This window comes from Streptomyces sp. NBC_01622, from assembly GCF_045209635.1.
In the GTDB taxonomy this organism is placed as follows: Bacteria; Actinomycetota; Actinomycetes; order Streptomycetales; family Streptomycetaceae; genus Streptomyces.
Genome location: NZ_CP109293.1, coordinates 11,558,495 through 11,576,474, shown reverse-complemented (window position 1 = coordinate 11,576,474; position 17,980 = coordinate 11,558,495). Strand labels below are relative to the sequence as shown.

Here is a 17,980-nt window from a genome sequence, read left to right as displayed (position 1 = left end):
TCACTCGTGGGGTACGACGGCCACGGGGCAGCCGGCGTGATGGATGGCGGTATGGGTGACGGGTCCGATGCGCGGGCCTGCCGGGCGGTCGGTGACGTGCCGGCCGACCACGAGGAGGCTCGCTCCCGAGGCGGCCCGGAGCAGCACGGACCGGGCCCGGCCCTCCGCGACGATCTCGGCGACCTCGACGCCGGGGTACTTGTCGCGCCACACCTGGAGTGCGGCGGACAGGAAGCCGTGCCATTCCTCGGCCCGCTGCGGTCCGCTCACCAGGCCGATCTCGCCGGGGCCGAGCCCCAGCGGGGACGATTGCTGCCAGGCGTGGACCACACGGAGCCGGGCGTCGCGCAGTCGGGCCGCCTCGAAGGCGAACTCGATCACCGCGTCGCAGGGATCGCCCAGGTCGACGCCCAGGACCACATCCCGGTAGCCGGTCAGGACGGAAGGGCGGCCACTGGGCGTCGGAAGGTGTTCGGCGGCGGCTTCCTCGTCCGCCCGGACGAGCACCACGGGTCGAGAGGCTTGGGCTACCACGCCCTGCGCAACCGAGCCCACCAGGAACCCGGTGACCCCGCTCAGCCCACGCGAGCCAAGTACCAGCAGCTCGGACTCCTCGGCCGCCTTCAGCAGGGCGGCGGTCGCGGGACCCTCCACCTGCTCGTCGTAGAGGTGGATACCGGGGGCGACGGCGCGGGCCCTCTCCTTCGCCTGCCGCAGGACGCGGCGTGCCTGATGCCGCTGGGCGGCTGTGACGGGCTCGCCGTCTTCCTGGCGCGGGTGCCAGTTCCAGACGTGGGCCAGCCGTAGCGACCGGTCGCGGCGTGCCGCCTCGCGGGCGGCCCAGTCGGCGGCGGCCAGACTCTCGGCGGAACCGTCGACTCCTGCGATGACGGGCGGAAGCATGGTCCGCACCTCCTGCGCTCGGTCTGCTCCTCCCCTCCAGCGTCGTCCCGCGGCCTACCGGCAGGTATGGGCCGCCAGGTCTCCAACCGGGGTCCGTTCGGCCCCAGCACACACCCGCCCCGCACAGTCAGAGTGGTAGGGCCACGGACCTGGAAGGCGGCAGACCATGGAACGAGTGATCATCGCCGGTGTCGACCGGTCGGCGCGCAGCCGCGTTGCCGCGGACTGGGCGGCGCGCGAGGCGCTGCGACGCGGGCTCCCCTTGCGAGTGGTGCATGTGGCACCGCCCGAGAACCTGGACCCAGTGGAGCAGTGGCCCTACCGCCCGGACACGGTGGCGGACCACGTGGTCGCCGAACTCACCGCCCGCCACCCGTCGTTGACGGTCCGGGCGGTGAGCCTTACCGGAGCGCCCGTCCCCGAACTGCGGGCGGCGAGCGCGCACACGGAACTGGTCGTCCTCGGCCTGCGCGGCGAGGGCCGGCATGCCGGGGTCGCCCTGGGCTCGACCGCGGCGGCCCTCGCCACCGGGTGTGCCGGGCCGCTGGTGCTGGTGCCCGGAACCCTTGCGGGGACGGACGCCGCGGGCCACACCGACGCCGTGACCGTGGGTGTCGACGCCCGTGACCCAGCGGGCGGCGCGCTCGACTTCGCCTTCGAGACGGCCCGCCTGCACCGCGTCCGGCTGCACGCGGTACACGCCTGGACCCTGCCGGCAGGCGCCGCCGAGTCCGTCGTCCCCGTGCCGGAGAAGGACCGTGGCACCTGGGAGGACCACGAAGAGGATCTGCTGTCCGACGCGCTGCGCCCGTGGCGCGGGAAGTACCTGGACGTCGATGTCCAGGAGGACGTACTGCTGCTTTCCCCGGCGAAGGCCCTCGCCCACGCCTCCGAGACGTCCGGACTGGTGGTGGTGGGACGGCACACCGCCCCGGGCTCCACCGCACTGGCCCTCCTGGCGCACACGCACTCCCCGGTCGCCGTCGTGCCGTTGTAGCCCACAGGGGGAGGTTCGGCCCCGGCGGACAGGCCGTTCGGCCCCTGTGGGTCGGCGTGAGCGCGGCGCACGTTGAGAGGTATGACGAGGCCTTCTATGACTGATCGGGCTGTGGCAGCACGCCGCGCTCACCGTGGCCGACGACAGCCCGCAGACACCCAATTTCCCAGGCCGCATCCCCCGCTCGAAGCCGACGCCGGGAACCTGCCCCAGCCACGGACCCCGGTCGCCGCGCTGGAAGCCGAACACGAAACAGAGGCAACCCGATGCCCCCTTCGATGGCACTCCGTGTGAACCACGCGCTGCCCCCGGTGCATCGCGAACGGCTGCTGAGGTTCGGCCGCGAGGTGCGCTTCCCGCCGGACACCCGGCTGTTCGAGGAAGGCGGGCACGCCGACCGGTTCTGGATCATCCAGCACGGCACCGTCGCCCTCGACATGCAAGTGCCCGACCGCCGGCCCCCGGTCGTCGAGACGCTCGGAGTCGGCGATCTCGTCGGCTGGTCCTGGCTGTACGAGCCGTACGCCTGGCAGTTGGGCGCCGCGACGGTGACCCAGGTGCAGGCCTACGAGTTCGACGCGGTCGCCGTCCGTCTGCTGTGCCTGGACGACGCCGAGTTCGGCCGGACCGTCGAGCACTGGGTCGGCCGGGTGCTGGCCCACCGGTTGAACGCCGCCCGCGCTCTGCTGGTCTCACTGCGCTCGACACACGAGATGGAGGGACCGTGATGCCTGAATCTCCGTACACCGTGAGCGATGTGATGACCCACACCGTGGTCGCCGTAGGAAGCGAGGCACCCTTCAAGCAGATCGTCGAACTGCTGGGCCAGTGGAAGGTCAGCGCCGTGCCGGTCCTGGCCGGCGAGGGCCGGGTCGTCGGGGTGGTGTCCGAGGCGGACCTGCTCGCCAAGGAGGAGTTCCATGGCGGCGAGGACGGGCCCGGCGAAGGCGACTCCGCGCACCGTGCCAAGGCGGGTGCGGTGACCGCGGGCGAGCTCATGAGCAGTCCGGCCGTGACCGTACACGCGGACGCCCCGCTCGCCGAGGCCGCACGCATCATGGCCCGGCGGCATGTCAAACGGCTGCCCGTCGTGGACGGCGTCGGACTGCTGCAGGGGATCGTGAGCCGAGGGGACCTGCTCAAGGTCTTCCTCCGTCCCGACGAGGAGATCGCCGGGGAGATCCGGCGCAGCGTCCTCGGCCGGCTCCCGTTGACCAGCTCCCTGACGGTCGAGGTGACCGACGGTGTCGTCACGATCGGCGGTTCGCTGCCCGACCGGACACTCGTGCCCGTGGCAGCCCGGGCGCTGCGGGCGGTGGAAGGCGTCGTGGACGTGCGGCTCGATCTCACCCACCGCTGAAGATCCCCGGGCGATCGGGATCCGGGATCGCCCGGCGACTGCTGAACGGGCAGCACCCGACTGCAACTTGCTTTTGTGGATCACGACGGCGCGCGCGGACTCGTCAGCCGGTCTTGTGGCCCCACCGTGGACCGACCCGCGCCCACTCGGCTTCCCACTGCTCCAGACGCCGCCGTTCCAGCCACCCGGACACACTCCAACCCATGAGGAGTACCGTCCCGCCGGCGCCCACGGCGGTCCAGGCGGCCAGCACCACACCTTCCAGCCGCGCCTGTTCGGCGGTCATGGGAGTGGGCACAAGACGGCCCTGAGCGTCCAGCCACACGTGGGCGGTGGACCCGGCCTTGCTGTGGGAGTCCACATGGGCCAGACCCGTGCGGCTCCTGCCGTCCGCCGCGGTCCAGCGCACGGTGGCCCGGTAGCTGTCGCTGCCGTCGCTCGTGCCCACGGTGCGCTCGGCGTCCTCGATGAGCACGGCCGACACCGGGTGCCGCTCGGCCCGCAGGGCGTCGACGTGCCGCTCGACGGCGAGGGCCGTCCATGTGCCCGCGCCGACCGCCGCTACGAGCGCGAGAGTCCAGGCCGCGATCAGCAGCCAGGCCTCGACGAGGTAGCTGCGGCGCCTGAGCGGGTTGGGCCGAAGCCGCCACCGGCGCACCTTGGCCGGCTTTCCGCGCCTGTTGGGGGTCATGGTCCTCACCTGACCGGCATGTCACTGCGGAGCAGTGTCTCGGCGGGCCCGCGCCGCGGGGTGGCCCAGGTCTGGTTCGTGTGGCCGAGGCGCAGGATCATCTGCGGGAACCGGCCGAAGGCGATGCCCGTGCGAACTTCCGCGCGTACGCCGGGCACTTCGAGGGGCTGGGTGTGAAAGGCGGCCCGGACCCCGTGAGCTGCCGCGTACAGCAGCACGCGCTGGAGTGCCTGCCCCGCGCGCAGCCAGTCCGGGCGGGTGTCGTAGGGGGTGGTCAGTACGACGACCGTGCCGGTGCGCGACACCCATTTCTGGGGCGGGACGGCGAACTGCCGGACGAGGCCCAGGTAGTCACGGGCGGCGAGCAGGACACAGTCCGGGTGGTACAGGCACGCCTCGGCCGGTACTCCGGCCGGCCCGACGCACCCCGCGATCTCGGCGCTGTGCCCCCGGTCGGCGCGGTGTACGTCCTCGGCGGTGCGCACCAGATCCGCGAGCTGGTCCAGTTGGTCCGGCTCGTCGAGGACCTGAAGGGCGGCGCCCTCGGCCCGTGCGTGCTCCCGCAGGTCGTCGAACAGCTCCTCCGCGACTCTCTCGGCCCCGAACGGTCCGCGGTGCGTGTGCCGGTGTGCCATCGCGCCCGCCATCAGCTCCTCGTCGCAGGTCGCCGGGGCATGGGCGGCGAAGGCCACACGGGCCAGGTAGGCCGGGTTCCCGGTCTCCGGCAGCACGTCGACGGCGGGCCTGAAGCCAAGGTCGCGCACGGCGATCCGCGCGTTGAACAGGGCCGCCCCGCAGGCGATGACCGTCTCCCGGCCGCCCGGGTCGGTCAGGGTCAGGCGCCGCCCGCGGTCCGCGTGGATCTCGAAGCCGTGATCGTGGCCCTCCTCGGCGAAGAACCAGGGCTGGGTGTTGTGCGGCGAGGGTGCGAGGGACGCCGCGTGGGCCAAGTGCAGGGCCGCACGGCCGTGTTGTTCGTAGGCGAGAGACATGGTGCCCCCTTCGTCGACCGTTCCCTTTCAGGGTCCTCGCCCGGCGGCACCCGGCGCATGAGCCTTCCGGCCCTGGAGACGAGCCGTGCGGCACTGGTGAGCGCCTACCGGGAGGAGTTCGCTGGACATGTCGGAGGAGAATGGCATGAACAGCACATCAGCACTCGCATCTCGCAACCACCGCCGCCGCTCCACCGTGCTCACCGCGGCACTGACGCTGCCTCTGCTCGCGGTCACCGCGTGCGGCCACCGGTACGGGAATACCCGAGCGGCATTGGCCCGACCTCGTCTCCCGCGTCCAACGGAGCAGCCCCGGCGCATCGGTTCCGCGCCGGGGCCGCTCCGCGCCAAAGGGAGATACAGCAAGTTCAGTTCTCCTCCTGCTCCTTCAGCAGCTCGTTCGCGATCTGCGCCGCCCAGTCCTCGATCGCGCCGAAGTCGCGGAAGTCTCCGCCCTTCCCGTTGCGCACGATCGACTGGGCGATACGTCCCTTGGCTCCCTCCTCCAGGCAACCGCCGAAGGTGACATGGCCCCTGGCGTCGAGCCGGGCCATGGCACGCCGTACGCCGTGCACGGGTGGGATGTCCCGCTTCGAGGCAGAGGCGTCGAGCGGGCCGCTGCTGAAGAACCACAGCGGGCGCTGCGCCAAGTAGCGGCCGTGCCGGTTCAGGAACCGGCGGGCGTCACGGTGCCAGCGGCCGGCATACAGCCCGCTGCCGACCACCACGGCGCCGTACGGCCTCACATCCGCGACGGACCCGGCAGGCAGCAGGTCGGGGATGAGCCCTTCCTTGCGCAGGACCTCGGCCACGGCCTCGGCGATCTGCGCGGTCGATCCGTTCGTCGTCCCGTAGGCGACCAGCACGCTGGTGGGCATGACGGTTCGCCTCCTCTCAGTTCACAGGTGGCGCAGCCAGGTCTCGGAGACACCGTGGTACTGCTGGTCCTCGGGCTGGATGCGGGAGTCGTCCGTTCGGTAGGAGAGCTTGTCGACGACCGCCACGACACCGTCGATCTGCCGGACCATGGAGACGGCGATCTCCGTCTCGCTCTTGCGTTCCATGTGGCCGGAGAGCGTGACGACGCCCTCCGCCACGGAGACGTCGACGCTGCTCGGCGTCAGCCACAGTGCACGTACCAGAATCTCATTGACGACCTCGTCGCGGATGTCCGTATCGGGCCGCAGGAAGACCTGGAGCACGTCGCGGCGGGTGACGATGCCGACGAGCCGATGCTCCTCGTCGAGGACGGGCAGCCGCTCCACGCGGTGCTGTGCCATGGTCCGGGCGGCTTCGACGATGGTGTCGTCGGCGTGCACGGTGACGGGGGGCGCGGTCATCAGCCGGCCGGCGGTGCGGGCCGTGGCCTTCGCGGCCCGCTGCTTGCCGCCGCGCGTCAGGCCGGCGAACCGGAACCGCTTCTTCGGCTCGTACGGGTCGGGGGCCTCGGCCTGGTGGGCCATCAGGTCCGTCTCGGAGACGACTCCGATGACCTGGTCGTCCTCGTCGACCACGGGCAGGCCGCTGATGCGGTGTTCGCCGAGCAGGCGTGCCACCTCTTTGAACGGCGTTCCGTACGTGGCGCGAACGACCTCCGTGGTCATCACGGAGCCGACCTTGTTGTGCTTCATGTTCCCTCCTCAGCGAAGTCGGCGGAGATACGGGTCCTGCGGCCTGCTGGGCAGCAGGCGGACGCGGGCATCGAGGACGGAGACTCCGCCCGGTGCCGCGAGTACGGGGTTGAAGTCGGCCTCGGCCAGTTGCGGCAGGTCGCTCGCCATCCGGGAGAGCCGCAGCAGGAGTTGTTCGAGGCCTTCGAGGTCGACGGGCGGGCTGCCGTGCGCGCCGAACAGGAGCGGGGCGCAGCGCGGGGCCGTGATCAGGTCGTGCACGTCGTGGTCGGTGAGCGGGGCGAGCCGGGCGGTGTGATCGGCGAGGATCTCGGTCGCGGTGCCGCCGAGTCCGAACAGGACGAGGGGTCCGAAGACCTGGTCCTGGACGACGCCGGCGAACAGTTCGGTGCCGCGCTCGGCGAGCGGCTGCACGACCACGCCGGTCAGCAGTCCGGCAAAGCGGGTCTCCAAGTCCCTGAAGGCGGCGCGCACTTGGGCGTCTCCGCGCAGGTCGAGGTGGACGGCGTGCTGTTCGCTCTTGTGCAGCAGCCCGGGCCAGTGGCCCTTCATGACCACCCGTCCGTCGGCGCCGCGCATCCGGTCGGCGGCGAGGACGGCGTCGTCCTCGGTCTCCGCCCAGGCCCAGGCCAGTTGGGGAATGCCGTAGCAGCTGAGGAGTTCGGCGCACTCTCGCGGGCCGAGCCAGCCCCCGTCCGGGTTCGCGTCGAGGTAGCTATCGACGACGCTGTGGGCGCGCGCGGTGTCTACTCCGTCGAGGTCGGGGACGGTCCCGGCGGGCCGGGCGAGCCAGGCGGCGCGGTATGCGGCGTGGGCCAACGCCCGTGCGGCGGCTTGGGGTTCGGCGTAGGCGGGGACGGTGCGACCGTCGGTGGTGGGCAACAGCTCGACGGGCAGGGCCTGTTCGAGTCGTACCACGGCGATCGGCTTGGGCCGTCGGCCGGGGGTGTCGGTGAGCGCCCGGACGAGGTCGTCGCCGGTCGCCGCGGCGACCGCCGTGGGGACCAGTGCCACGAGGACGGCGTCGACGCCGCCGTGCCGCATGATGCGGTCCACACAGTCCTTGAGCTGCTCCTCCGTGACGGCGGCGGTGGCGTCGACCGGGTTGCCGATCGCGGCGCCTCCGGGCAGTACGGCGAGCAGGTCGTCGACGAGTTCGGGGGTGGGTGTCGGGAGGCTGAGCCCGGCTTCGGCACAGGCGTCGGCGGAGAGGACTCCGGCTCCCCCGGCGTTGGTGATGATCGCGACGCGGGACCCGGTCGGCAGCGCCTGGGAGTGCAACAGGGCTGCGGCTTCCAGGAGTTCGCCGACGGATCGGGTGGCGGTGATGCCGGCCTGGGTGAACAGCGCCCCGCGGGTCATGGTGCGGGTGGCGGCGGCCGCGGTGTGCGAGGCGGCGGCGCGACGGCCCGCGTCGGTGCGGCCCGCGTCGACGGTCAGGACCGGCATCCGGCGGGTCACGCGGCGCACGGTGCGGGAGAAGGCCCGCGGGTTGCCGAAGGACTCCAGGTGCAGCAGGGCGAGGTCGGTGGTGCCGTCGCTCTCCCACCACTGGAGCATGTCGTTGCCGCTGACGTCGAACTTGTCACCCAGGGACGCGAAGGTCGAGACGCCGATGCCGAGCCGGGACAGTCCGTCGAGCAGGGCGATGCCGACGCCGCCGGACTGCACGGCGATGCCCGCGGTGCCGGGGCTCGGGTGGTTGGCGGCGAAGGTCGCGTCGAGGCTCAGTTCCGGGTCGGTGTTGGAGACCCCGAGGCAGTTGGGGCCCACCAGCCGCATGCCGTACGTCCGGCAGGCCACCGTCAGCGCCTCGGCCTGGGCCGCGTCGAGTCCCGCGGTGACGACCAGGAGGGCGCGGGCGCCCGCTTTGCCGCACTCCTCGGCTGTGGCCGGGACGGCGGCGGCGGGTACGGCGACGACCACGAGGTCGGGCGTCCTGGGCAGGGCGCTGACCGAGGGGTAGCTGGGCACGCCGAGGATCGAGGTCGCGGCGGGGTTCACCGCGAAGAGGCGGCGGGTGAAGCCGCCGGCTTTCAGGTGGTGCAGGATCGCCCGGCCCACGGAACCGGCCGTGCGCCCGGCACCGACGACGGCAACCGCGTCCGGGCGCAGCAGCGGTACAAGGCTGGCTACGTCGGCGGCGCGGCCACGTGCCTCGGTGGCCGACAAGTAGTTCTCGTCCTCGGCGAGTTCGATGGTGCAGTGCATCTCGGGGCCCTCGAAGTGGCGGGCGGTGCGCAGGCCGAGGTCGGCGAAGAGCCGCAGGATCTCGCGGTTCTCGCTGAGCGCGTCGGCCGTGAACGTGGTGACGCCCTCGGCGCGGGCGGCGGAAACCAGGTGTTCGACGAGAAGGGTGCCGATACCTCGGTGGTGCAGTCCGTCGGCGACCGCGATGGAGATGTCGGCCGCGGTCCCGGTACCGCCGGTGTCGTACTCGGCGAGTCCGATCACCTGGCCCTGGGTCTCGGCCAGCAGGGCCCGGTATCCGGGGTGCGGCCGGCAGGCCCGGTCGGCCGCCGTCTCGGCGGACCGGCGACTCACTCCGAAGAACCGCAGCCGCAGGTTCTCCGGGGACATCTCCTCGTAGAGGCCCTGCAGTTGGTCGTGGTCGCCGGCCTCGACGGGACGGATGCACACGGTGGTGCCGTCCGCGAGCAGAGCGTGGACAGTGGGTCGGCCGAGTATGTCGTGCGTCATCGCGGATCCCTTCCAGGATTCTTTGGCACTTCGAGCGTCCCGCGGAACGGCGAGAGGCCCCATGGGCTGCCTGGGGGCGGACCATGGGGCCTTTCGGCCCTCAGGAACCCGCCACACAGGCCCACCTCACGGGGCCTCTCGCGGTCGTGCTCAGTCGTCGGCGACCAGCGCCGTCAGGTCAAGAAGCCGGTTGGTGTAGCCCCACTCGTTGTCGTACCAGCCGAAGACCTTGGCGAGGGTGCCGTGCGCCTGGGTCAGGGCCGGGTCGAAGATGCACGAGGAGGGGTCGCCGATCACGTCGCGGGAGACGATCGGGGCCTTCGAGACGCGGAGGATGCCGTTGAGCGGGCCTGCGGCGGCCTCGTCGAAGACCGCGTTGATTTCCTCGGACGTCACCTCACGGCGCAGCACCACGGCGAGGTCGGTGAGCGAGCCGTCCTCGACGGGCACGCGGACCGCGATGCCGTCCAGGGCGCCGGCCAGCTCGGGCAGCACCAGGCCGACGGCCCGGGCGGCACCCGTGCTGGTGGGAATGATGCTCAGGGCCGCCGACCGGGCCCGGCGCAGGTCCCTGTGCGGGCCGTCGAGCAGGGACTGGTCGTTGGTGTAGCCGTGGATGGTGGTCATCATGCCGCGCTCGATACCGAAGGCGTCGTGCAGCACCTTCACCATCGGGGCGACGCAGTTGGTGGTGCAGGAGGCGGCCGAGACGATCCGGTCCTGCCTGCGGTCGTACGTCGTGTCGTTGACGCCCATGACGATGGTGGCGTCCGCGTTCTTGCCCGGTGCGGACAGCAGCACGGTGTGGGCGCCCGCCTTCAGGTGCAGGGCGGCGGAGTCGCGGTCGCGGAAACGGCCGGTGGACTCGATGACGATGCCGGCGCCGTAGTCGGACCAGTGCAGGGCGGCCGGGTCGCGTTCGGCGCTGACCTCGATGCGCCTGCCGTCGACGGTGATCGAACTGTCGTCGTGGCTGACCTCGCGGCCAATGCGCCCGAACGTGGAGTCGTACTCCAGGAGGTGGGCCAGGGTGGCGGGCGAGGTGATGTCGTTGATCGCGACCACCTCGACGTCCTGGGTGCCCGCCTCGGCGCGGTCGAGTGCCGCGCGCAGATAGGTGCGGCCTATCCGGCCGAAGCCGTTGATGCCGACGCGTACGGTCATGACGGTGAACTCCTTTGCGGCGCAGGGGACTTACGGGAGCGGGTCACGCGTTCCAGGTCCAGTCGGCGACCTCGGGCAGGTCGGTGCCGTGTTCGCGGATCCAGGCGTGGTGGCGGGTGCGGGCGTCGGCCATCTGCTGGCGTACGGCGGCGGCGCGCACGGCGAGGCCGGGGACGCGGTCGATGACGTCCATGACGAGGCGGTAGCGGTCGAGGTCGTTGCGGACGACCATGTCGAAGGGCGTGGTCGTGGTGCCGGACTCCTTGTAGCCGCGCACATGCAGGTTGGCGTGACCGGTACGGCGGTAGGCGAGGCGGTGGATGAGCCACGGGTAGCCGTGGTAGGCGAAGATGACCGGCTTGTCCGTGGTGAACAGGCCGTCGTACTCGAAGTCGCTCATCCCGTGCGGGTGTTCGTCACGGGGCATGAGCCTCGTCATGTCCACCACGTTCACGACGCGGACTGCGAGGCCGGGCAGGTGCCGGCGGAGCAACTGGGCGGCGGCCAGCACTTCCAGGGTGGGGACGTCACCGGCGCAGGCCAGCACGACGTCCGGTTCGCCGCCGTTCTCGGTGCCCGCCCATTCCCAGATCCCGGCGCCGCGCGCGCAGTGGGCGCGGGCCTGGTCCATGGAGAGCCAGTCGAAGCAGGGCTGCTTGCCCGCGACGACCACGTTGACGTAGTCGCGGCTGCGCAGGACGTGATCGGCCACGGAGAGAAGGGTGTTGGCGTCCGGCGGGAGGTAGACGCGGACGACCTCGGGGCTCTTGTTGAGGACGTGGTCGACGAAGCCGGGGTCCTGGTGGGAGAAGCCGTTGTGGTCCTGGCGCCACACGTGCGACGTCAGCAGGTAGTTGAGGGAGGCGATCGGCGCCCGCCACGCCAACTCCCTTGATGTCTTGAGCCACTTGATGTGCTGGTTGACCATCGAGTCGACGATGTGCACGAACGCCTCGTAGCAGGAGAACAGTCCGTGCCTGCCGGTGAGGAGGTAGCCCTCCAGCCAGCCCTGGCAGGTGTGTTCGGAGAGGATCTCCATCACGCGGCCGTGCCGGTCCAGGTGTTCGTCGACCGGCAGGTGCTCGGCCTGCCAGGCCTTGCCGCTGGCGTTGAAGACGGCCTGGAGGCGGTTGGAGGCGGTCTCGTCGGGGCCGACGACGCGGAAGTCGCGGCTCGCCGAGGTGTCGTGCATGACCTTTTCCAGGAGGTCACCGAGGATGCGGGTGGGCTCATGGAGGGTCGTGCCCGGCTTGTCGACGGGGACGGCGAAACGGTCGAGGGACGGGATCGGCAGGTCGCGGACGAGGAGACCGCCGTTGGCGTACGGGCTGGAGCCGAGGCGTTTGGCGCCCTCGGGGACGCAGGCGAGGACGTCCGCGACGGGCCGGCCCTCGGCACCGAACAGCTCCTCCGGGTGGTACGACCGCAGCCACGCCTCCAACTGCCGTAGGTGCTCCGGGTTTTCGCGCACCTCGGACAGCGGGACCTGGTGCGCGCGCCAGGTGCCCTCGACCGGGACGCCGTCGACCTCGGCGGGACCGGTCCAGCCCTTGGGCGTACGCAGGACGATCATGGGCCAGTGCACGCGCTCGGTGACGCCGTCCTCGCGGGCGGTCCGCTGCATCACGGCGATGCGGTCCAGCGCGTCGTCGAACGCGGCGGCCATGGCACGGTGCACCTTGAGCGGGTCGTCGCCGGTCACGTGGATCGGGTCGTGGCCGTAGCCGCGCAGCAGCTCGTCGAGTTCGGACTCGGGGAGGCGGGACAGGACCGTCGGGTTGGCGATCTTGTAGCCGTTGAGGTGCAGGATCGGCAGGACGGCGCCGTCGTGGACCGGGTCGAGGAACTTGTTGGAGTGCCAGGCGGCGGCGAGCGGGCCGGTCTCGGCCTCGCCGTCGCCGATGACGCAGGCGACGAGGAGGTCCGGGTTGTCGAAGGCGGCGCCGTAGGCGTGGGCGAGCGAGTAGCCCAGTTCGCCTCCTTCATGGATGGACCCGGGGGTCTCCGGCGCCACATGGCTCGGCACGCCACCGGGGAAGGAGAACTGCTTGAAGAGCCTCTCCATACCGGCCCCGTCGCGCGAGACGTCCGGGTAGGTCTCGCTGTAGCTGCCCTCCAGCCAGGAGTTGGCGAGTACGGACGGACCGCCGTGGCCGGGTCCCCAGATGCACAACGCGTCGAGACCGCGCGCCTTGATCACCCGGTTGAGGTGCGTGTACACGAGGTTGAGGCCGGGCGAGGTACCCCAGTGGCCGAGCAGCCGCGGCTTGATGTGCTCCGGCTTCAGGGGCTCGGTCAGGAGCGGGTTCGCCATGAGGTAGATCTGGCCTGCGGCAAGGTAGTTGGCGGCCCGCCAGTGGGCGTCCAGGGTGCGCAGTCCGTCGTCGGAGAGTCCGGTCGTGTCCGAGTGTTCGGCCTTGTTCATCAGGGGCTCCGGGAGTCATCGGCGTGGGGCAATGCGTAGGAGAAACGGCATGGCAGACCACAGTGCTGCGAGGCTGCCGCGCCGTACGTGGGACAACTGCGTTGCTTACAAGTGAAGTTGGTGACCCGCTGCGGAGCTGAAAGCACCGAGCGTCCGCCGCGCGATCTGCGGACTTACGCCCCCGATCACGCGGCGGATCTCCGAGCAGCCGGTCACCGCGGTCATGCCCGCTCGGGCACGATGACGACCGGACAGGCCGAGTGGTGCAGCACCCCATGTGCCACCCGGCCCAGTTGGAGCCCGTAGTGCCCGGGGCGTCGCTTCGCTCCGACGACCAGGAGGTCGGCGTCGCGCGAGGCGTCGACCAGTACCGTCCGGGTGGGGCCTTCGACCGTACGGCGGTGTACTACGACATCGGCGGGAACGTCCTGCAGCGCCGCTTCCAGCGCCTCCACCGCCTGCTGCTCGTGCAGTCGGGCCGGTTCGCCGGCCATCAGCGGATGGTCGGTGGACTCACGCGCGGGCCAGCGCCAGGCCCGTACGGCCTCCACCTGCACTCCACGTCGCCGCGCCTCGTCGAAGGCGAAGCGCACCGCCACCGAGCCCGCCGGCTTCTCTCCGACGCCCACAACGATGCGACCGTGCGTGCCGGCCTGGGCCTGGTTGTCGTGGTTGCCGCGTACGACGATCATCGGGCACTGCGCGTGCCCGGCGACGATCAGGCTCACGGAGCCCAGCAGCGCCTCGGCCAGCCCGCTCCGGCCGCGGGTGCCCGTCACCAGCGCCGAGGCGCTGCGGCTCTCCCGTACCAGCGCGTACTCGGGCTCCTCCGCCAGCACCTCGACGCTCACGTCCAGGTCCGGATGGCGACGACGGGCACGGCGTGCGGCGTTGTCGACGATGTCCTCGGCCATCACCTGGTCGTCGGGCTTGGCGAGATCCTCGGCGATCGAGGTGCCCTCGTAGCGCTCCCACAGCGAGGCGTACACCAGCCGCAGCGGGACTCCGCGCAGGGCGGCCTCGTCGGAGGCCCAGTCGCATGCGCGCAGACTCGGCTCGGAGCCGTCGACACCGACGACGATCGGGAGTGTCATCGTGATCACCGCCCCGTCGCGAGGTCGAAGACGATCCGGGCCTTGACGTCGCCGCGCAGTACATCGGCGATGGACTCGTTGACGGAACTCAGCGGGCGCGTCTCGGAGATGACCTTGGTCTGTCCGGCGGCGTGCAGCTGGAAGACCTCGGAGAGGTCCTGCCGGGTGCCGACGATCGAGCCGATCACCGAGGTGCCGTTCAGCACGGTGTCGAAGATCGGGACCTGGATCGTGCCGTGCGCGGGCAGGGCGACCATGACGAGCTTCCCGCCACGCCGCAGACCGGAGTTGACGGCGGCGAACGCGGACTCGTTCACGGCCAGCGCGATCGCCGCGTGTGCGCCGCCGTGCCGCTTGAGAACCTCTCCCACGTCGTCCTTGCGGGCGTCGATGACGAGGTCCGCGCCGAGCGCGGTGGCGAGTTCGAGCTTCTCGTCGGTGACGTCGATGGCCGCCACCTGGGCTCCGGCGATCTTCGCGTACTGCACGGCCAGGTGCCCGAGCCCGCCGACACCGGAAATCGCGACGAGCTGGGCGGGCCGGACGCCCGCGACCTTGAGCGCCTTGTACGTGGTGACGCCGGCGCAGGTCAGCGGGGCGGCGTCGACGGCGCTCACGCCGTCGGGTACCGGCTGGGCGAAGTCGGCCCAGGCGAGCATCTTCTCGGCGTACCCGCCGTCGCAGCCGTACCCGGTGTTGATCTGCTGCTCGCACAGCGTCTCCCAGCCGGACAGGCAGTGCTCGCACCGCCCGCACGCCTTCCCGAGCCACGGCACCGCGACCCGCTGGCCGATGCTCAGGTGGGTGACGCCGTCGCCGAGCTTCTCGACGAGGCCGACACCCTCATGGCCGGGGACGAAGGGCGGGTTGGGCTTCACGGGCCAGTCGCCGTGGGCGGCATGGATGTCGGTGTGGCACAACCCGGAGGCCTCGACACGGACACGGACCTGGCCGGGGCCCGGCTCGGGGTCGGGTCGGTCCTCGATAACCAGGGGCTCGCCGAACGCTCGTACAACGGCTGCCTTCATGACTGCTGCTCCTCAGGGGGACGGGGGTGGGTCAGTCGTGGGCGACGACGGCCACGGGGGCGGTGGAGTGGTGCAGGACGCCGTGCGCGACGGGGCCGATGTGGGCGCCGAGCGCACCGCGGCGGATACGGCGGCCGATGACGACGAGGGAGGTCTCGCGGGAGGCGTCCACCAGGTGGTCGGCGGCGCTGCCGACACGGGGCTCCAGGACGACCTCGACGCCGGGGTGCTTCTGGCGCCATGCGCGCAGGGCCTCGGTGAGGGCCTCGCTCTCCTCACGGGAGAGTTCCTCGTGCAGGCCGGCGTCCATCGCGAGGCCGTAGGCGTAGTACGGCGGGAGGTTCCAGCCGTAGACGACGCGCAGGGTGGTGCCGCGCCGGGCGGCCTCGGCGAACGCGAACTCGATCACCGCGTCGGACGGGGCGTCGGCGTCAAGGCCGAGGACCACGGGCCGGTACGGGGTGACGGACTCCGGATTCGTGCCGTCCTTGTCGGCGGCTTGTTCGCCGGCCCGGACCAGGACCACGGGCAGCTCGGCGTGCGCGACGACGGAGAGACCGACGGAACCGACGAGGAATCCACCGACTCCGCTCAGTCCACGAGAGCCGAGGACCAGCAGTTCGGCGTCCTTCGCCGCGTCCACCAGCGCGTCCGTGGGCGTGCCGGTCACCTGGTCCACCGTCACGTCCACGCCGGGGTGGCGCTGACGCAGGTCCTCGCCCGCCTCGCGCGCAATCCGCTCGCTCCAGTGCTGCTGTGTCTCGGCGCCCAGCAGCGGGGCCTGGGCCAGCGGGTCCGGGGCGGGCTCCCAGACATGGACGATCTTCAGCGGCAGATCGCGCAACTTCGCCTCGCGGGCCGCCCATTCAGCGGCGGCGCGGCTCTCGGGTGAACCGTCGAGACCTGCGACAACACTGCGGACCATGGTTCTTCCTCCTCAACGGGATGTGATTCCAGCTTGGTGGCGTAGGGGTTCCCGCAGCAGGGGCCGCAGGTCCCCGGGAGGGGCCGATCGGCCCAATGGCCAGCCGCAGGACGGGCCCCTCGCGAGGGGCCCGCCGTCTCTCCTGCGGTCAGCGCAGCCAGTTGTGGTCGCGGACGACGGGCACCGTGGCCCAGAGTTTGCCCAGACCCCACGTGGCGCCGGCGCCTGCCGCCGCGAGAGCGATCAGCACGATCGCGTAGATCAGGTGGTAGTCGGCGAACGGGTTCGACGACATGCTCAGCGTGCCGTCCGACAAGTGCTTCGCAGGCGGCCACTCGGCGATCCACATCAGCGCCATCATCGCCGTACCGGCGACCGCCGCCAGCCGCAGCGCGACACCGGCAACCAGCGCGACACCGACGCCCAGCAGACCGAGCATGAACAGCCAGTTCGCCCAGCCCGCACCGGCCCAGTCATGGAACGTGGATTCCATCGGACCCGCCGCCACACCGCTCAGGAAACCCTTCGTCGGCGAACCGCCATCGATCCAGCCCTTACCGGACGGAGTCGCATAACCGAACCCGAACGTCTTGTCCAAGAACGCCCACAGAAAGACGAACCCGGTGACCAGGCGCAAGGACGCGAAGGCGTAGGCACGTGCCGTGGTGGTCGTCGTGGTGGCTGCCGTCACGGCGCCGTCCGACGCCGAACCGTTCCTGCGGAACGTGGGCAGGTGGAAGCCGGAGCTGCGGTGCGGGTGCTCGTGCACGGCCATGATCGTGGTCCCTTCGAGGTGTCAGGTCGTTCGTTGCACCCCTGACTCTTGTGCGCTGGGCCGTCCGCCACCTGATGCCGTTGGTCCGTCGGCGCCGGGCTGAACGACCCCTTCCGCAGGGCCGGTTGGACCGCCGGCCCGAAGACACCAAGGCCGACCGAATGTCGTACTCGACATATGGTCGGCGTGCTGCTTCACTCGTGGCATGGCATCAATTCGCCTTACACGCCCGACTCTTGAGGTCATCAAGGTGCTACTGACGTCCACCGCCGACGACCCCGCGTGGGGACTCAAGATCTGCGAGGAGGCCGACCTCGGGTCCGGGACGGTCTACCCCATCCTTGAGCGACTGGTAGACGCGGGGTGGGCGACTCGGTATGCGGAATCGGGCGAGCACCCGGGACGGCCGAAGCGGTACTACTACGAACTCACCGCCGTCGGCCAACAAGCGGCCCACCAGGCCAAAGAGCGGAAGCCTCGGCTCTTCGGGCTGCGCTCAGCAGGTGAAGGGGGAGCGCTGTGAGGGCGGACGAGCCGGCTGTGGAGGTCTTCTCCCGCGCCGGAACGCTGGCTGTTGTCGCGGTGCTCGCACCGGTACTGACCGGCACGGCCGCACTGGTTTTCCTTCTCGTGGGCTATGCCCTGAAGTTGCTCGACCCCGAACCGGCGTTCACGAACAACGTGTTGACCCTCGGATGGGCGGCCGGTTCCGTGACCGCGGTCGCGCTCCTCGGCAGCGCCATCACGCTGCTGCTCACCGCACTGCGCAACAGGCCGCAGGAGCAAGACCTGGACCCTGAGGCCACTACGAGCACACATACCCAGAACGCCCGGGCAGGCCTTCGGACCCTGGACCTCGCTTCCTTCGTCGCCGGAGAACGCCGGGCACATCTCCGGGCGGAATGGGCCTCGGTCCTGGCCGGGGACCCCAGCACCGGCATCGTCCTCTCCCGACGCCGCAGGATGCGCTACGCCCTCGGATTCCTCTGGGCGGCGCTCCGTATGCGGGTGCGTGACCTCACCGCTCCCCTGTGGCTGCCCGTGGACTGGCTCCTGTCGGTGGAGACGCGCACACATGGGTTCATCACCCTGGCTGTCGGCGCGCAGGTCGTGTACGTCGAGTACGAGGACGGTTTCCACGCCCTCGTCACCGAGGGCTGGGGTTGGTGTGCCGGCTGCGGTATCGCCCTTCGGCTGTTCGTCGGGTGGCTCCGCAGAATCCGCGGTATCGAACTCGCGTCGCCACACAGCGACTCCAACGGCATCTAGCGCCCGGTCACGACAAGCCCCGAACG

At 71.1% G+C, this 17,980-nt stretch carries 17 protein-coding genes; 5 read left to right on the top strand and 12 right to left on the bottom strand.

Features of this window, described 5'->3' with window-relative positions; translation table 11 throughout:
• Complete coding sequence (locus OH768_RS53565) at positions 1 to 903, bottom strand: universal stress protein (RefSeq protein WP_406464957.1); 903 nt, start codon at positions 901 to 903, stop codon at positions 1 to 3.
• Positions 904 to 1,069: 166 nt separating this feature from the next.
• Between OH768_RS53565 and OH768_RS53560 the strand changes: the two genes are divergently transcribed.
• The 3 genes from OH768_RS53560 (at position 1,070) to OH768_RS53550 (ending at position 3,260) form a co-directional block, all read left to right on the top strand.
• Complete coding sequence (locus tag OH768_RS53560) at positions 1,070 to 1,900, top strand: universal stress protein (protein WP_406464955.1); 831 nt, start codon at positions 1,070 to 1,072, stop codon at positions 1,898 to 1,900.
• Between the two features lie 266 nt (positions 1,901 to 2,166).
• Entirely contained in the window at positions 2,167 to 2,628 is a 462-nt protein-coding gene (locus tag OH768_RS53555; protein WP_406464953.1) for a Crp/Fnr family transcriptional regulator, read from the top strand.
• Entirely contained in the window at positions 2,628 to 3,260 is a 633-nt protein-coding gene (locus OH768_RS53550) for a CBS domain-containing protein (protein WP_406464951.1), read from the top strand. Before OH768_RS53555 ends, OH768_RS53550 begins: the two co-directional genes overlap by 1 nt.
• A gap of 103 nt (positions 3,261 to 3,363) precedes the next feature.
• Here OH768_RS53550 and OH768_RS53545 read toward each other — a convergent pair whose 3' ends face one another.
• The 11 genes from OH768_RS53545 to OH768_RS53495 form a co-directional block, all read right to left on the bottom strand.
• Positions 3,364 to 3,951: a hypothetical protein gene (locus tag OH768_RS53545; RefSeq protein WP_406464950.1), complete on the bottom strand. Its 588-nt coding sequence runs from the start codon at positions 3,949 to 3,951 to the stop codon at positions 3,364 to 3,366.
• Between the two features lie 5 nt (positions 3,952 to 3,956).
• The gene (locus OH768_RS53540; RefSeq protein WP_406464948.1) at positions 3,957 to 4,943 is read right to left on the bottom strand and encodes an Acg family FMN-binding oxidoreductase; all 987 of its coding nucleotides are present in this window, start codon (positions 4,941 to 4,943) and stop codon (positions 3,957 to 3,959) included.
• 368 nt (positions 4,944 to 5,311) lie between these two features.
• The gene (locus OH768_RS53535; RefSeq protein ID WP_406464946.1) at positions 5,312 to 5,821 is read right to left on the bottom strand and encodes a flavodoxin domain-containing protein; all 510 of its coding nucleotides are present in this window, start codon (positions 5,819 to 5,821) and stop codon (positions 5,312 to 5,314) included.
• Between the two features lie 21 nt (positions 5,822 to 5,842).
• Positions 5,843 to 6,574, bottom strand: a complete 732-nt coding sequence (locus OH768_RS53530) for a CBS domain-containing protein (protein ID WP_406464945.1) — start codon at positions 6,572 to 6,574, stop codon at positions 5,843 to 5,845.
• Positions 6,575 to 6,583: 9 nt separating this feature from the next.
• Positions 6,584 to 9,274, bottom strand: coding sequence for a GNAT family N-acetyltransferase (locus OH768_RS53525; RefSeq protein ID WP_406464943.1), 2,691 nt, complete (start codon positions 9,272 to 9,274; stop codon positions 6,584 to 6,586).
• Positions 9,275 to 9,424: 150 nt separating this feature from the next.
• The gene (gene gap / locus OH768_RS53520; protein ID WP_406464941.1) at positions 9,425 to 10,438 is read right to left on the bottom strand and encodes a type I glyceraldehyde-3-phosphate dehydrogenase; all 1,014 of its coding nucleotides are present in this window, start codon (positions 10,436 to 10,438) and stop codon (positions 9,425 to 9,427) included.
• Between the two features lie 43 nt (positions 10,439 to 10,481).
• Positions 10,482 to 12,863, bottom strand: a complete 2,382-nt coding sequence (locus OH768_RS53515; protein ID WP_406464939.1) for a phosphoketolase — start codon at positions 12,861 to 12,863, stop codon at positions 10,482 to 10,484.
• 221 nt (positions 12,864 to 13,084) lie between these two features.
• Entirely contained in the window at positions 13,085 to 13,957 is an 873-nt protein-coding gene (locus OH768_RS53510; protein ID WP_406464937.1) for a universal stress protein, read from the bottom strand.
• Positions 13,958 to 13,962: 5 nt separating this feature from the next.
• Complete coding sequence (locus OH768_RS53505) at positions 13,963 to 14,985, bottom strand: zinc-dependent alcohol dehydrogenase (RefSeq protein WP_406464935.1); 1,023 nt, start codon at positions 14,983 to 14,985, stop codon at positions 13,963 to 13,965.
• A gap of 31 nt (positions 14,986 to 15,016) precedes the next feature.
• Entirely contained in the window at positions 15,017 to 15,910 is an 894-nt protein-coding gene (locus OH768_RS53500; protein WP_406464933.1) for a universal stress protein, read from the bottom strand.
• Positions 15,911 to 16,058: 148 nt separating this feature from the next.
• A complete protein-coding gene (locus OH768_RS53495) occupies positions 16,059 to 16,685 on the bottom strand; it encodes a hypothetical protein (protein ID WP_406464931.1) in 627 nt (208 codons plus the stop codon).
• A gap of 205 nt (positions 16,686 to 16,890) precedes the next feature.
• Between OH768_RS53495 and OH768_RS53490 the strand changes: the two genes are divergently transcribed.
• Entirely contained in the window at positions 16,891 to 17,208 is a 318-nt protein-coding gene (locus OH768_RS53490) for a PadR family transcriptional regulator (RefSeq protein WP_406464929.1), read from the top strand.
• Positions 17,205 to 17,954: a hypothetical protein gene (locus OH768_RS53485; RefSeq protein ID WP_406464928.1), complete on the top strand. Its 750-nt coding sequence runs from the start codon at positions 17,205 to 17,207 to the stop codon at positions 17,952 to 17,954. The genes OH768_RS53490 and OH768_RS53485 overlap by 4 nt, the downstream gene beginning before the upstream one ends.
• Positions 17,955 to 17,980 lie beyond the last annotated feature (26 nt).

What these genes read in the sequence shown, in the direction of transcription:
- OH768_RS53500 (WP_406464933.1), bottom strand. Translation starts at nt 15,910, where the DNA reads ATGGTCCGCAGTGTTGTCGCAGGTCTCGACGGTTCACCCGAGAGCCGC.
- OH768_RS53505 (WP_406464935.1), bottom strand. Translation starts at nt 14,985, where the DNA reads ATGAAGGCAGCCGTTGTACGAGCGTTCGGCGAGCCCCTGGTTATCGAG.
- OH768_RS53550 (WP_406464951.1), top strand. Translation starts at nt 2,628, where the DNA reads ATGCCTGAATCTCCGTACACCGTGAGCGATGTGATGACCCACACCGTG.
- OH768_RS53555 (WP_406464953.1), top strand. Translation starts at nt 2,167, where the DNA reads ATGCCCCCTTCGATGGCACTCCGTGTGAACCACGCGCTGCCCCCGGTG.
- OH768_RS53545 (WP_406464950.1), bottom strand. Translation starts at nt 3,951, where the DNA reads ATGACCCCCAACAGGCGCGGAAAGCCGGCCAAGGTGCGCCGGTGGCGG.
- OH768_RS53490 (WP_406464929.1), top strand. Translation starts at nt 16,891, where the DNA reads ATGGCATCAATTCGCCTTACACGCCCGACTCTTGAGGTCATCAAGGTG.
- OH768_RS53525 (WP_406464943.1), bottom strand. Translation starts at nt 9,274, where the DNA reads ATGACGCACGACATACTCGGCCGACCCACTGTCCACGCTCTGCTCGCG.
- OH768_RS53510 (WP_406464937.1), bottom strand. Translation starts at nt 13,957, where the DNA reads ATGACACTCCCGATCGTCGTCGGTGTCGACGGCTCCGAGCCGAGTCTG.
- OH768_RS53495 (WP_406464931.1), bottom strand. Translation starts at nt 16,685, where the DNA reads ATGGCCGTGCACGAGCACCCGCACCGCAGCTCCGGCTTCCACCTGCCC.
- OH768_RS53560 (WP_406464955.1), top strand. Translation starts at nt 1,070, where the DNA reads ATGGAACGAGTGATCATCGCCGGTGTCGACCGGTCGGCGCGCAGCCGC.
- OH768_RS53565 (WP_406464957.1), bottom strand. Translation starts at nt 903, where the DNA reads ATGCTTCCGCCCGTCATCGCAGGAGTCGACGGTTCCGCCGAGAGTCTG.
- OH768_RS53535 (WP_406464946.1), bottom strand. Translation starts at nt 5,821, where the DNA reads ATGCCCACCAGCGTGCTGGTCGCCTACGGGACGACGAACGGATCGACC.
- OH768_RS53530 (WP_406464945.1), bottom strand. Translation starts at nt 6,574, where the DNA reads ATGAAGCACAACAAGGTCGGCTCCGTGATGACCACGGAGGTCGTTCGC.
- OH768_RS53515 (WP_406464939.1), bottom strand. Translation starts at nt 12,863, where the DNA reads ATGAACAAGGCCGAACACTCGGACACGACCGGACTCTCCGACGACGGA.
- gap (WP_406464941.1), bottom strand. Translation starts at nt 10,438, where the DNA reads ATGACCGTACGCGTCGGCATCAACGGCTTCGGCCGGATAGGCCGCACC.
- OH768_RS53540 (WP_406464948.1), bottom strand. Translation starts at nt 4,943, where the DNA reads ATGTCTCTCGCCTACGAACAACACGGCCGTGCGGCCCTGCACTTGGCC.